The sequence below is a fragment of the Flavobacterium sp. GW821-FHT11G01 genome, assembly GCF_058808175.1.
The window spans coordinates 359,147-371,898 of record NZ_JBXARK010000004.1 but is presented as its reverse complement, the minus strand read 5'-3'; the positions used below and the strand labels follow the sequence as shown (position 1 = coordinate 371,898).

Annotated in this window: 13 protein-coding genes; 2 read left to right on the top strand and 11 right to left on the bottom strand. The window is 31.8% G+C overall.

The features are described from left to right. Nucleotides 1–17 precede the first annotated feature (17 nt). From AC1RRN_RS10465 to AC1RRN_RS10445, 5 genes are all read right to left on the bottom strand, one after another. Nucleotides 18–548 (bottom strand): mechanosensitive ion channel domain-containing protein, encoded by a 531-nt coding sequence (locus AC1RRN_RS10465; RefSeq protein ID WP_492967247.1) that lies wholly within the window; start codon nucleotides 546–548, stop codon nucleotides 18–20. Between the two features lie 11 nt (nucleotides 549–559). Continuing rightward, complete coding sequence (locus tag AC1RRN_RS10460) at nucleotides 560–1,144, bottom strand: Maf-like protein (RefSeq protein WP_492967246.1); 585 nt, start codon at nucleotides 1,142–1,144, stop codon at nucleotides 560–562. Continuing rightward, nucleotides 1,137–2,063: a geranylgeranylglycerol-phosphate geranylgeranyltransferase gene (locus AC1RRN_RS10455; RefSeq protein WP_492967245.1), complete on the bottom strand. Its 927-nt coding sequence runs from the start codon at nucleotides 2,061–2,063 to the stop codon at nucleotides 1,137–1,139. Before AC1RRN_RS10455 ends, AC1RRN_RS10460 begins: the two co-directional genes overlap by 8 nt. A 121-nt stretch (nucleotides 2,064–2,184) precedes the next feature. Further along, nucleotides 2,185–2,712 carry a KdsC family phosphatase gene (locus tag AC1RRN_RS10450; protein ID WP_492967244.1) on the bottom strand — a complete coding sequence of 176 codons (528 nt, stop codon included), beginning with the start codon at nucleotides 2,710–2,712 and terminating at the stop codon, nucleotides 2,185–2,187. Continuing rightward, nucleotides 2,696–3,457, bottom strand: a complete 762-nt coding sequence (locus AC1RRN_RS10445; RefSeq protein WP_492967243.1) for a Rossmann-like and DUF2520 domain-containing protein — start codon at nucleotides 3,455–3,457, stop codon at nucleotides 2,696–2,698. Before AC1RRN_RS10445 ends, AC1RRN_RS10450 begins: the two co-directional genes overlap by 17 nt. Before the next feature lie 164 nt (nucleotides 3,458–3,621). Here AC1RRN_RS10445 and AC1RRN_RS10440 point away from each other — a divergent pair, with 164 nt between their 5' ends. After that, nucleotides 3,622–4,683, top strand: coding sequence for a hypothetical protein (locus AC1RRN_RS10440; protein ID WP_492967242.1), 1,062 nt, complete (start codon nucleotides 3,622–3,624; stop codon nucleotides 4,681–4,683). Nucleotides 4,684–4,748: 65 nt separating this feature from the next. Here AC1RRN_RS10440 and AC1RRN_RS10435 read toward each other — a convergent pair whose 3' ends face one another. Continuing rightward, on the bottom strand, nucleotides 4,749–6,437 hold the full coding sequence (locus AC1RRN_RS10435) for a glycoside hydrolase family 28 protein (RefSeq protein WP_492967241.1): 1,689 nt from the start codon (nucleotides 6,435–6,437) through the stop codon (nucleotides 4,749–4,751). Nucleotides 6,438–6,737: 300 nt separating this feature from the next. Here AC1RRN_RS10435 and AC1RRN_RS10430 point away from each other — a divergent pair, with 300 nt between their 5' ends. After that, complete coding sequence (locus tag AC1RRN_RS10430) at nucleotides 6,738–9,950, top strand: cytochrome c biogenesis protein (RefSeq protein WP_492967240.1); 3,213 nt, start codon at nucleotides 6,738–6,740, stop codon at nucleotides 9,948–9,950. 81 nt (nucleotides 9,951–10,031) lie between these two features. Here the strand turns inward: AC1RRN_RS10430 and AC1RRN_RS10425 are convergent, their stop codons facing one another. From AC1RRN_RS10425 to AC1RRN_RS10405, 5 genes are all read right to left on the bottom strand, one after another. Further along, entirely contained in the window at nucleotides 10,032–10,667 is a 636-nt protein-coding gene (locus tag AC1RRN_RS10425) for a low molecular weight phosphatase family protein (protein WP_492967239.1), read from the bottom strand. Between the two features lie 14 nt (nucleotides 10,668–10,681). After that, the gene (locus tag AC1RRN_RS10420) at nucleotides 10,682–11,155 is read right to left on the bottom strand and encodes a DUF6428 family protein (RefSeq protein ID WP_492967238.1); all 474 of its coding nucleotides are present in this window, start codon (nucleotides 11,153–11,155) and stop codon (nucleotides 10,682–10,684) included. Nucleotides 11,156–11,173: 18 nt separating this feature from the next. Next, a complete protein-coding gene (locus AC1RRN_RS10415; RefSeq protein WP_492967237.1) occupies nucleotides 11,174–11,506 on the bottom strand; it encodes an ArsR/SmtB family transcription factor in 333 nt (110 codons plus the stop codon). A gap of 87 nt (nucleotides 11,507–11,593) precedes the next feature. After that, nucleotides 11,594–12,331, bottom strand: coding sequence for a DUF3667 domain-containing protein (locus AC1RRN_RS10410; RefSeq protein WP_492967236.1), 738 nt, complete (start codon nucleotides 12,329–12,331; stop codon nucleotides 11,594–11,596). Nucleotides 12,332–12,352: 21 nt separating this feature from the next. Next, on the bottom strand, nucleotides 12,353–12,733 hold the full coding sequence (locus tag AC1RRN_RS10405) for a DoxX family protein (protein WP_492967235.1): 381 nt from the start codon (nucleotides 12,731–12,733) through the stop codon (nucleotides 12,353–12,355). Nucleotides 12,734–12,752 lie beyond the last annotated feature (19 nt).

Below are 12,752 nucleotides of genomic sequence, written 5' to 3'. Positions count from 1 at the left end.
ACAAAATTCCCATTCAGCTAATCGAAAAACTCTTTGTCTTCGTATTGTGCTGGCATTATCGAAATTCCTTTTTGAAGTAAAAGGTTGTTTGGAAAAATGATTCTTTCGCCTTCTTTGGTTTTTAAATTGACATGAAAAGCGCTAATATCTTCGATTTCGGCTTCAATTGGAAAATCCTTATCATGAATTTTAATGGTATCACCAATTCTGAAAGGAAACGAAAAAAACAAAATCATTCCCGAAGTAATATTGCTCAAAATAGACCATTGCGCAAACATAGCAACTCCTATAACGGTTGCAACTGAAGAAACTGTAATAAATATATCTTCTGTATTAACTCCCCAAATTATAATCAAACTTATTGCAACCAAAATATTTATTAAAATATGAATGTATTTGATTACTAAGTTTGTTCGATGTTCTAATAACTGGCTGCTGCTGGCGTAACGACGAATTAATTTTGCAATAATAACTCTTAAAGCCACCAGCGCTAAAAGAAGTATTATAGTTGTTGCTATTTCCTGACTATATTCTTTAAAAGAAAACATACCTTATTTTTTTACACTAAAGTACTCAAATATTCGTAAACTTTAGCTGTTGGCAAGCCCATAACATTGGTATAAGATCCTTCAACTTTTGCAACTGCCATAAAACCAAACCATTCCTGAATACCGTATGCACCGGCTTTGTCGTAAGGTTTATAATTTTCTATGTAATATAAAATAGCTTCATCTGATAAATCATTAAAAGTTACCTTGGTAATATCATGCAATAGAGTAGAAGTAGTATTGGTTTTAAAACACACAGATGTAATTACTTCATGAGTAGTATTCGACATTGATTTAATCATTTCAAAAGCTTCTTCGGCACTTTTAGGTTTTCCTAAAGCTTTATTCTGATGCCAAACAATTGTGTCGCTTGTAACCAATAGTTCATTTTCCTTAAGTTCTCTTTCAAAGGCACTTGCTTTTAATTCGGCTAAAAAATCAGTGATTTCAACCGCTTTTAATTCTGGAGGATAAATTTCTTCAATATCTTTCAGTCTGATTTCAAAATCCAGATCTAAATCCTTGAAAAATTGCTGTCTTCTCGGAGAACCCGAAGCCAGAATTATAGTATATTTTTTTAATTTTTCTTTAAGCATTGTACTTAATATTTAAGGTAATAACAAGAATTGATAAAATCCCAAAAAGCAAAATCAATTTTAAAACCGTACTCAAATGGTGGAATTGTTTTTGAGATTTTGCACTAAATATTTTTACGATAAAATATAAAAGTGGTGCTAAAACAAAAGCAAAAGCGTATAAAGTTACAATAAGAAGATCGTTTTCGACAAAGTATTTATTGATATATAGCAGTGATAATATAAACGGAATAATAGCAAATCCTAAAGCAATTTTTGCGGCGCGGCTTATTCCAATTGCAATTGGTAAAGTATTCATTCCTTGATTGTAATCGCCATTTACATCTTCAATATCTTTAACTATTTCACGAATAAAATTTATCATGAAAGCAAATAAAGCGTAATCAATTAAAATAGAAAAAAGACTCGCCATTTGCGCCTGATTATCAACATTCGTTGCCGGAAAAAGATCAAAAACACCAATGATTATAACACTTAATGCTAATAATAATGCCACGACAAAATTCCCTAAAATCATAATTTGTTTTAAGGTTGTAGAATAGAAATAAAGCAAAGAAGCAATCAGAATAAAAATAGTTGCAAAACCTGGTCGCATGATCACATTAGACAAATAGAATCCAATGGCAACCCCAGTAATATTTAATCCGAAATAAATATTATAAGCTCTGGTTTCAGAGATTCCTTTTCCAATAACAACATCGTTTGGTTTATTGATGGTGTCTGATGCAACATCAAAAATATTATTGATTACGTAACCCGCAGCTGCCAATAAAACAGTACTCAAAACCAATAACCCGTATTGCCAATCGGCTAAAGCTAATGGAATATCTTGTTGTTTTAAAAAGGAATAACGAAATAAAAGCTGCATAAAAGCAAGCATCAATAGATTTTGATATCGAATGAGTTTAAGGTATTTCATTTAGTTTAAGGTTCTGAGTGGCTAAGTTGCTAAGGTTCTAAGTTTTTTTTTTAAAGGGGCAAAGGTTCTAAGGTTTTGGCTAATTAATAATTTACAATTAACAATTCACAATTCACCATTATTAATCGTGTTTCCCACTAAAATGTTCCATCCATTTCCCCTGTACTTTCATTACTTGTTCGATAACATCTCTTGCAGCGCCTCTTCCGCCTTTTACATGTGAGATATAACGGCAAATATTCTTGATTTCAGGACTTGCGTCTTGCGGGCAAGTTGGTAATCCTACTAATTTCATTACATGATAATCCGGAATATCATCACCCATATACAAAACTTGTTCCGGTTTAATATTATAAATATCAGTATATTCTTTAAAGGTTTTCACTTTATCCGGAGTACCTAAATGAATATCTGTAATCCCTAAATTTTTTAGTCTAACGCGAACGCCTTCATTGCTTCCGCCAGAAATAACACAGACATTATAACCACTTTCTACAGCTGCTTTCATGGCGTAACCATCACGAATATTCATTGTGCGAAGAATTTCTCCTTCATTGGTTACAAAAACCGAACTGTCTGTAAGTACGCCATCAACATCAAAAACAAACGTTGTGATGTCATTCATTATTTCTTTATAACTTTTTGCCATTATGCTGTATAGATTGTGTTAGTATTTTATAAATATTTTTTTGATTTTCATTGGTTAGATATTCCAAATGCGCTTCAATAGTACTTGAATCATTGCGTATAGCAGGTCCCGTTTGGGCATCAATTGGATCTAAGATTTTTATTTTCTCAGCCGTTTCCTGAATCAGCGGTTTTAAAATTTCGAATGAAACCTGATTATCTTCACAAATTTCCTGCCCAATCTGATATAAATGATTCGTAAAATTATTCACAAAAACAGCAGCGACATGCAATGCTTTTCGTTGCCCTGAATTTATAGGAAAAACAGCATTTGAAATACTTTTTGCGACTGTTTCTAAAACACGAAAATCAAAGGTATTGTCAGCTTCCAAGCATATCGGAATTACTGAAAAATCAATCTCCTTATTCTTAGAAAAAGTTTGCAAAGGATAGAAAACGCCTTTACGATTTTTAACGTCAAGTGTTTCAATAGAAGCAGTTCCGGAAGTATGAACCACAAGTTGATTGTTAAATGGTAGTTGTTGTGAGACTTCTGAAATTGCATTATCTGAAACAGCAATAATATAGAGATCAGCTTCTTTTAAATCTTCAAAATCATTGATAATTCTGTCATAATCAATTAAAGATGCCAAAGTTTCTTTTTTTCTCGAAAATACTTGCACAATTTCAACAGCTTCACTTTTAGAGAAAGCTTTTATCAAATGCTGCGCAACATTTCCGGAACCAATTAACGTTATTCGAATCATATCGCAAAATTAACATTATTTTTTTTAAAGTTCATTGCTTTGGTTAAACATGGAGAATCATTTTTGTTTTTTTTCCAAATGATGTATATATTTTTGGAAAGAAAATATATTAATATTTATCTTATTAATATATTTTTACAAACTAAAAACTTAAATTAACTTTAATGAAAAAAATTACTGCAATAATTGCAATATTATTTATGCCAATGTTAGGATTTTCCCAACAAATTAGTGATGGTTATGCAACTGGAATAGATAATTATACTACTCCTCTTAAATCTGGAGTTTATAGTGGTACAAATGCAATCGGTGGAATTCCAGATGCAAGCCATAGTTGGAATCATGTATTTGTTATTAGACACGGGAATCCTAGTAATAATCATCAATTACAAATTGTATCTTCATTTTCTGAAAATGACAGATTGTTTTTTAGAAAAATTGCTAGTGATTTAACTCCTTCAAATCCCACATGGATGGAACTTGCAACCCGAGGAACAAATACATTTACAGGAAATCAAAACATTAATGGTAATTTAGGTATCGGTACATCAAATCCGTCTTCTTATGAACATGGTGGAACTAATAAAGTGATTGAAATAAATAATTCAAATACAACAACAAATTCTCAATCTCATGTTGTTTTATCTTCTGGAGCAAATGCACCTAATAGTTCTATAGGAACTATAACATGGGCTTTACCAAATACATCTTCAAGTTTTAAAGGTGCAGGTTTCATAGCTATGAGAACAGAGGCTACCTCGACAAGTTTAAGTCCATCTACAGCAATGATTTTTGCTACAAGAAGTGCATCTACTGGGGTTTGGAGTGAGCAAATGCAAATTAATGGTATTGGTAATGTAGGTATTGGCACATCGAACCCAAAAAACAAATTAGACGTAAACGGAACAATTCATTCCAAAGAAGTAAAAGTAGATATGCTTAATTGGTCTGATTTTGTTTTTAAAAAAGAATATAATTTGCCAACACTTGCAGAAGTTGAAAAACATATTAATGAAAAACGACATCTGGAAAATATTCCTAGTGAAGAAGAAGTGCTTAAGAATGGTATTAATTTGGGAGAAATGAATGCTAAGCTTTTGCAAAAGATTGAAGAATTAACACTTTATGTAATTGATCAAAATAAGAACATTCAAAGTTTGATGGAAGAAAATAAAAAACAAAATGAAGAGATAAAAGCTTTGAAAGAGAATGTATTATCTAAATAGGCCAAAATAAAAACCCGTTACTTAACTAATTATAAGTAACGGGTTTATTTTGAATTTTAGTGTGATTAAAGTTTTACCGCTCCTTTTGAAACAGCTTCGCTTATCGTTGTTTTTTTAGCATATTCAGTTTTTTTAGAAGAAATTAATTCTATTTTTTCGCTTGCAGGACCATCGATTGTTACGGCTTTTGGCGAAGTGGAATTGAACTCAACATCTTTCAAAATCATATTTTTGCCGTTGTAGATTTCGAATATTGTTGGGTTCTGAATGTCTAATTTCGCGTTTGTAATTTTAATTCCGTTCGCATCAATTATAGAAAACCCTTTTTCAGCAGTAATAATTAAATTAGAAAGTTCTATATTTTGAAGATTCATTTCTGGTAAACCTTGTAAAAACACAGCCTGTTGTGCACCTTTAATAGTAATATTTTTGATCGAAATATTTTTAAACTGTGGCGTTTCTTCATTTACGGGAACTACTTGAGTTTTAATTTTAGTATCTCCTTCAGCCAATGTTTCTTCTATAGATTTTCCGCCATAATAAAGATTGAAAGAAATAGCCTGAGATGGAATATCAGTCATAAAAATATCCGAAATAAAGATATTTTCAACAATTCCGCCACGTCCGCGATTACTTTTAAAACGAAGTCCAACATCAGTTCCCATAAAAGTACAGTTAGATACATGAAGGTTTTTTACACCGCCTGACATTTCGCTGCCTACAGTTACACCGCCATGTCCGTGATAAACGATATTATTTTTTACAATAATATTTTCGCAAGGAACACCTCTTTCACGACCATCTTTATCTTTTCCTGATTTGATACAAATTGCATCGTCACCAACATCAAAACTAGAATTTTCCACTAATACATTTTTGCAAGATTCTACATCAAGACCGTCTCCGTTTTGAGAATACCACGGATTTCTAACCGTCACATTACGAACGATTAAATCTTCAACCATTAAAGGATGAATGTTCCAGGCTGGAGAATTTTGAAAAACAGGTCCGTCAAAAAGTACTCTTTTACTATTTTGAATACTCACCATTACCGGACGAAGAAAATCATGAATAGCCTCGAAATCTTCTTTAGTTTTTAAATCAAGACGTACATTTTGATCTGCTCCAACAGAAGCTTTCATAAAAGTCTCAGATGGATACCAACTTTCTTTTTTATCATTCAAAACACCACCTGAAGCAATGACTTTTTTCCATTGACTTTCTGTTAGTTTACTCTTTTTAACTTGTCTCCAAACTTCTCCTGAACCATCCCAAACCCCATTTCCTGTGAAGGCAATGTTCTCTAGATTTTTGCCATAAATAGGAGAGATGCAACGCCATGTATTCAGTCCTTCAAAACTGGTTTGAATAATCGGGTATAAACTTTTATCGGTTGAAAATTTGATTAATGCCCCTGTTTCAGCATGTAATTCAATATTGCTTTTTAAGATAATTGGTCCTGTTAACCAGATCCCTGGCGGAATGATTATTTTTCCGCCGCCTTTCTTTGAAACAGCATCTATAGCATCGGCGAAAGCCTTAGTATTTAAAACATAACCACCATTTACAGCTCCAAAATCTTTTATGTTTACGGTGTTATTTGGAATTTTTGGTTCCTGAATTTTGGCCATTTTAAATTCAATATTTTCATAAGAATCATAGGGCTTTGAATTTTGAGCAACAGTATTAGTTGACCAGTTTGATAACAAAACTGTCAAAGCAATACAGAATAAGTTAATTGATTTAGTTTTCATGCTTTAATTATATGAGTTCGGTGGTTAGTAGATACAATTCTTATAAATGAGTTTATTTTTTATTGATATGAGAAAAAGTATCTCTTTTAAAAAACAGATTTATAATGTAATCGATTACACAAATCTAGTAAAAAATATTTAGTATCAAAAGAAAATATTGAACACTATTTGTTTCTGATTGTTAATGAAATTTAAAAATCAAACTAGTCTTTTTTGGTTTTTATTAACAAAAGACAAATATAGGAACTCAACATTTTTAAGTACTTTTGTGGCACTTTTATACAATGTAATTCCTCAGAAATGGATAAAAAAATATTCTCTTTTTTGTTTTCTACACGATTAATGGCCGTTCTTTTTTTAACATTCGCAATCTCAATGGGTGTTGGAACTTTTATCGAAAGTAAATATAATACTGATACTGCCAGAATTTTAATTTATAATACATGGTGGTTCGAGGCTATAATGGTCTTTTTCATGATTAATTTCTTCGGAAACATCAAACGTTACCAATTATTAAAAAAAGAAAAATGGGCAACTTTCTTATTACACATTGCCTTTATTTTTATTCTTTTAGGAGCTTTTATTACGCGTTATATCAGTTATGAAGGTATGATGCCAATTCGTGAAGGAGCCGCTGAAAATCAAATTTATTCTGATAAAACATTCCTGACTGTATTTGCAGACGGAGAATATAAAGGCGAAATGAAACGCAGGGTTTTCGAAAAAAATCTTTTGTTTTCGCCTGTTACTAATAATGATTTTACACTTTCAGGAAAATTCGATGAAACTCCTTTTGAAGTTACGTACGTAAACTACATTATGGGAGCTAAAGAAACGGTGAAACCGGATCCAAAAGGAAGTTTATATCTAAAATTGGTTGAAGCAGGAGCAGGAGGACGTGAAGAACATTACCTTAAAGAAGGTGAAGTTCAGAACATTCATAATGTTTTATTTGCTTTGAATAAGCAAACTGACGGAGCAATCAATATTACTACAACCGGAGAAAAATATACAATTCAAACGCCATTTGAAGGAGAATTTATGCGAATGGCAGATAAATTGAAAGGAGCTGTTACAAAAGATAATGTACAACCTTTGATGATGCGTTCTTTATACAGTATTGGTGATATCCGAATTGTTTTTCCGGATCCTGCTGTTAGAGGAGTTATCGATTATGAATCTAATAATGATTTCAAGGCAAAATCTCATCATGACGCTTTAATTGTAAAAGTAAAAGCTGATGGTGAAGAAAAAAAAGTTCGTCTTTTAGGTTCTAAAGGTTCAGTAGGAGAGCCACAAACGGTTAAAATTGGAAAAATTGAATATAGTTTATTTTACGGAAGTAAAGCGTATATATTGCCTTTTAAAGTAAAATTGAACGATTTTATTGCCACTAAATATCCGGGAACTGAAAAAAGTTATTCTGCTTTTGAAAGCAAAGTTACCGTTCAGGATTCGGCTGAAACTTTTGATGCGAGAATTTATATGAATCACGTTTTAGACCATAAAGGATATCGTTTTTTTCAATCTTCATTTGATCCGGACGAAAAAGGAACAGTACTTTCTGTAAACCATGATTTTTGGGGAACTTCAATTACTTATTTAGGATATTTTATGTTATTCTTCGGTTTAATGGCGATTATGTTCACTAAACATTCTCGTTTTGCTGATCTAAAACGAAAACTTGAAAAAGTAAAAGAGAAAAAAGAAAAGTTAATTACTATTTTGGTTTTAATGATTGGTTTGAGTGGTTTTGCTCAGGCACCACATATTCATACACCTGGTCATGATCACAATCATACAGCAGATCCAAACAATCATGCTAATCATGTTACAGCACCACCAAGCCAGAAACAATTAGATTCGTTATTGTCAATCTACAAAGCTCCGAAGGAACATGCTGCCAAATTTGGCCGTTTGATTATTCAGGATGCCGGAGGTAGAATGAAACCTATAAATACTTTCTCATCTGAATTATTGAGAAAAGTAAGTCATGATGATAATTATAACGGAATGAATTCTGATCAGGTATTTTTGTCTATGACACAATATGCTCAGGTTTGGATACAGATTCCGATTATTTATATCAAGCCTGAAAATGATAGTATTCGTAGAATTATCGGAATTGAAAAAGGAGCGAAATTTGCTCCCTTTGTGAAATTCTTTGATGAAAACGGAAATTATAAACTTTCACCTTATTTAGATGCAGCCTACAAAGCAGCAAATCCAAATAATTTTGAAAAAGATTTTATCGAAACAGATAAAAAGGTAAATTTAATGGAATCTGCATTAAGCGGAAGTATCCTGAAAATTTTCCCAATTCCGAATGATCCAAACAACAAATGGATTTCTTATTTAGAAATTGAGCATGCTGGATTAAAAGGAATGGATGCTACTTATGTGAAGCAAATTTTGCCTTTATATTTTAGTGCACTTAATAATGGATCAATTTCAAAAGATTTTAAAACTGCTGATCAATTAGTCGAAAGTATCAATGGTTTTCAAAAGAAATTCGGAAGTAAAGTTCGTCCGAGTGAAAAGAAAATTGATCTTGAAATTGCCTATAACGAATACAATATTTTACCAAAAATGTTTTATTGGTATTCGCTATCGGGAATCCTTATGCTGATCTTTACTTTGTTTAGCATTTTCTTTGATAAAAAGTTTTTACGCATTACGGTAAATGGTTTTCATATTCTAATTGGGTTAATATTTGCGCTTCACACTGTTGCATTAATTGCTCGTTGGTACATATCAGGCCACGCGCCATGGAGTAACGCTTATGAAGCAATTGTATATGTAGCGTGGGCAACCATGTTCTTTGGATTGGCTTTTGACAGAAAATCAAAACTTACTGTGGCATCTGCAGCGTTTGTAACGGCGATGATTTTCATGGCAGCAAACGCGAATTGGATTGATCCTGAAATTGCTAATTTACAACCCGTTTTGAATTCGTATTGGTTAATGATTCACGTTGCAGTTATTGTAGCAAGTTATGGACCTTTTGCACTGGGAATGATTTTAGGTTTTGTGGCTTTGATATTGATTTTCTTTACCAATGAGAAAAACAAAGCAAAAATGGAATTGAACATCAAAGAAATTACCTATATCAACGAAATGTCGCTAACAATTGGTTTGATTATGTTAACTATTGGTAACTTCTTAGGAGGGCAATGGGCTAATGAAAGCTGGGGACGTTACTGGGGATGGGATCCAAAAGAAACCTGGGCTTTAATTTCGATTATGGTTTATGCGTTTGTAATTCACGCTCGTTTTGTTCCGTCTTTGAGAGGGAAATGGTTCTTTAACTTAATGAGTATGTTTGCTTTTATTTCTATTTTGTTTACGTATTATGGTGTAAACTTTCACTTGGTTGGATTACACTCTTATGCAAGTGGAGAAGCACATTCATTAAGCTGGATTTGGTATTCGTTAGGAACAATTTCTTTAATTGGAATTGTTACATATCCAAAATACCGCAAATATTATAAAAGTAAAAAGGTCAAAAAATAGATAATTATTGGGGAATAATTATTAATTCATAAAAAAAGGTTCAACATTACGTTGAACCTTTTTTATTTAAAAATGTAAGCTTTATTGTTTGGTTATAATTTCAGAAAAAACATAAAATATTTCAGTCGCAATTTGCAAGCTTCGTTCCTGATACTTTTCAGTTTGCTGCGGGGTGTTATCAAAAGCTTTCGGATCCTCGAAAGTAATAGGAATACGTTTTTCTGTTCCTGCTATAAAAGGACAACCATCATCAGCCTGTGAGCAGGTCATAATAGCTGCAAAACCGCTTTCCGGATTAAAAATATCATTATATGTTTTCGAAAATCCGATAACTGGAGATGCTGCCGAAGTAAATTTTATTGCATAAACCGGATTATTTCCCTCAGAAAGCATTTTAATCATAAAACCAGATTCTTTCAGAGTTTCTGCAATTTTTGGAAATAATGCAGTTACTTCTGTTCCGCCAGAATAGCAAAAAACATTTTTTACATCAAAATAGAAAGCTGCCGTTTGCGCCCAAACCTGCAATAAATGACTCCGCCTTGAATTATGGGTACAAATAAAATTTAACCTGATTTCATTATTGTCGTTTAGTTTTAACTGAATAAAATCAATCAAAGGCTGTAATACTTCTTTTCGTTCCAATGTAATCTTTTCAAAATCAAATAACGAAACGACTTTATTCAATTCAGGAAATAAGGTATTTGAATCAGTCATTTTTCAAACTTAAATTAACAACATCCGCCACCTGGCGCACAAGAATTTTCACTATCAGCATTTAAGTGGGTCAGTTTAATTTTTGGCTTTTCTGATGGAATTCCACATTGCTCTTGTGCAAGGCAAGCTGTTTTTTTATTCAATAATTCGAAATCTTTCCCATTAAAACCTAAGTCATATTTACCAATTGTAGTATCCTGATATTCAACTTCAATTTCAAAATCTTCTATCCCCAAAACTTTTTCAGAAAGTTCAATAATATGAATTAGTTTTTGTGGTTTTAAGCGATGTTCAAAATCATTGGCATCCCAAAGTTGGAAGTTTACAACTGTTTCTTTTCTAACTGTTCCTCCACAATCAATAAAGTTTTTAGTGATAAGGCCGACTTCAGTTACATGAAAATGCTCCGGAACAAAAGTTCCATTTGGCAATTGAAAATTTACTGTTTCAACTGTAGTTAATATTTTTTTAATTTCTGAAAGTTTCATAATAATTTGGTTTAATGATTAACAACATTCTTTTTTCTTTTTTTCGATATGAAGTGTGATGGTTTCGAAGAAACCTTTTATTTTTTCAAAACCTGCTTCATTAATACAATAACAAATGGCATTTCCGTCAATGTTTCCTTTTATCAGTCCCGCGTTCTTTAATTCTTTTAAATGCTGAGAAACTGTAGGCTGCGATAGCGGTAATTCATTTACGATATCGCCACAGATACAGGTGTTTACTTTTAATAGATATTCTATAATTGCAATTCTCGCAGGATGGCCAAGGGCTTTTGTTAAAATGGCCAATTCATTCTGATGATCTGTAAAGTGATCTGATTTAGATGCTCCCATTGTATTATATTTATATTGCAATATTACGATATAGTTGTCAAATTAAAAAATAATACCATTTTTATTTTTTAATACTTTCTGTTTAATTTATAGATTATAAGTTACTTTTAATGTAAACAACAAAACAAGAACAGTCATAAAACAAATTAAAAATATTATATGACTTAATGCCGTCAAAAAAAATGCCTTTAGTTTAGACATTTTATTAAAGAACTGAATATTAGTCCAAAAAATAAGAACAAGATCAATTGCATAAATAAGAGAGGTGATTTTTTGAATGTGAGGCGACCCATCAAAATAAAATATCAACGGAAATAAAATAAGATGGGCGACGAGTTTTTGAGATGCTTTGAAAGTATTTAGTACAAAATATTCAATAAAATTATATCCCTGATTTCTAAAACAAATATAAGTTCCTAAAGTAAAGATTGGTATTGTTGCTATGGTAATCCACGAAAAATGATGCGAGATCAAATCATTAATTTTTAAATAATCTACATTTGGATCTGTAGAAGTAACTTTGATTAAATTGATATCAAAATAATGATACAAAACGCCGTAAAGAGTTGCTAAAACTACAACCAAAGAAAGTGGTTTGAAATGTCTAACGCGCTTTCCTTCAATAAATTCTCTAATAGAATGTCCAGGTCTTGTATATAATTGCTTTATAGAATATAAAATTCCTTTGTCAAAATGTAGTAATCCATGTTGAATATCATGCCATAAAAAATGCCAGTTTATTTTATGAGTGTCGGCGGGCTGTCCGCAATTATTACAATAATGACCTTTGTAAATTTCATGGCAGTTTTTGCAAAGTATTTCCATCTTGTACTGTGTTTTATAATCTTATTCAGTTTTCTTCAAACCATTTGGATACATAATTGCCAAAAAAACGACAATCAATAAAAAGTTATATTCAACACCATTTCTTCCACCGCCAACAACAAACCAGCCTTCCTGAAAATGAACCATAATAATTCCCATCAACAAAACAAAAATGGTTACAAATCCAGCCAGTTTTAGGTATTTATTCAAAATTAAAAGTATCGCAGCAACTATATGAGATAATTTGATAGACCAGGCCAGAAAAACGCCAAAAGGAGCAAATCCAATCTGATTCAGATATAAATTTCCAAAATCATTAATACCATTATTAAATATTCCGAAAACGGAATGAGTAAGAAGAATAATAGCGACAGCAATTCTTAAAAGTAAAGTTCCGTTCATTTTGGTTTTTAGTTTGTTA

Coding starts and splice junctions, on each gene's coding strand:
- AC1RRN_RS10465 (WP_492967247.1), bottom strand. CDS start 548: ATGTTTTCTTTTAAAGAATATAGTCAGGAAATAGCAACAACTATAATA.
- AC1RRN_RS10460 (WP_492967246.1), bottom strand. CDS start 1,144: ATGCTTAAAGAAAAATTAAAAAAATATACTATAATTCTGGCTTCGGGT.
- AC1RRN_RS10455 (WP_492967245.1), bottom strand. CDS start 2,063: ATGAAATACCTTAAACTCATTCGATATCAAAATCTATTGATGCTTGCT.
- AC1RRN_RS10450 (WP_492967244.1), bottom strand. CDS start 2,712: ATGGCAAAAAGTTATAAAGAAATAATGAATGACATCACAACGTTTGTT.
- AC1RRN_RS10445 (WP_492967243.1), bottom strand. CDS start 3,457: ATGATTCGAATAACGTTAATTGGTTCCGGAAATGTTGCGCAGCATTTG.
- AC1RRN_RS10440 (WP_492967242.1), top strand. CDS start 3,622: ATGAAAAAAATTACTGCAATAATTGCAATATTATTTATGCCAATGTTA.
- AC1RRN_RS10435 (WP_492967241.1), bottom strand. CDS start 6,437: ATGAAAACTAAATCAATTAACTTATTCTGTATTGCTTTGACAGTTTTG.
- AC1RRN_RS10430 (WP_492967240.1), top strand. CDS start 6,738: ATGGATAAAAAAATATTCTCTTTTTTGTTTTCTACACGATTAATGGCC.
- AC1RRN_RS10425 (WP_492967239.1), bottom strand. CDS start 10,667: ATGACTGATTCAAATACCTTATTTCCTGAATTGAATAAAGTCGTTTCG.
- AC1RRN_RS10420 (WP_492967238.1), bottom strand. CDS start 11,155: ATGAAACTTTCAGAAATTAAAAAAATATTAACTACAGTTGAAACAGTA.
- AC1RRN_RS10415 (WP_492967237.1), bottom strand. CDS start 11,506: ATGGGAGCATCTAAATCAGATCACTTTACAGATCATCAGAATGAATTG.
- AC1RRN_RS10410 (WP_492967236.1), bottom strand. CDS start 12,331: ATGGAAATACTTTGCAAAAACTGCCATGAAATTTACAAAGGTCATTAT.
- AC1RRN_RS10405 (WP_492967235.1), bottom strand. CDS start 12,733: ATGAACGGAACTTTACTTTTAAGAATTGCTGTCGCTATTATTCTTCTT.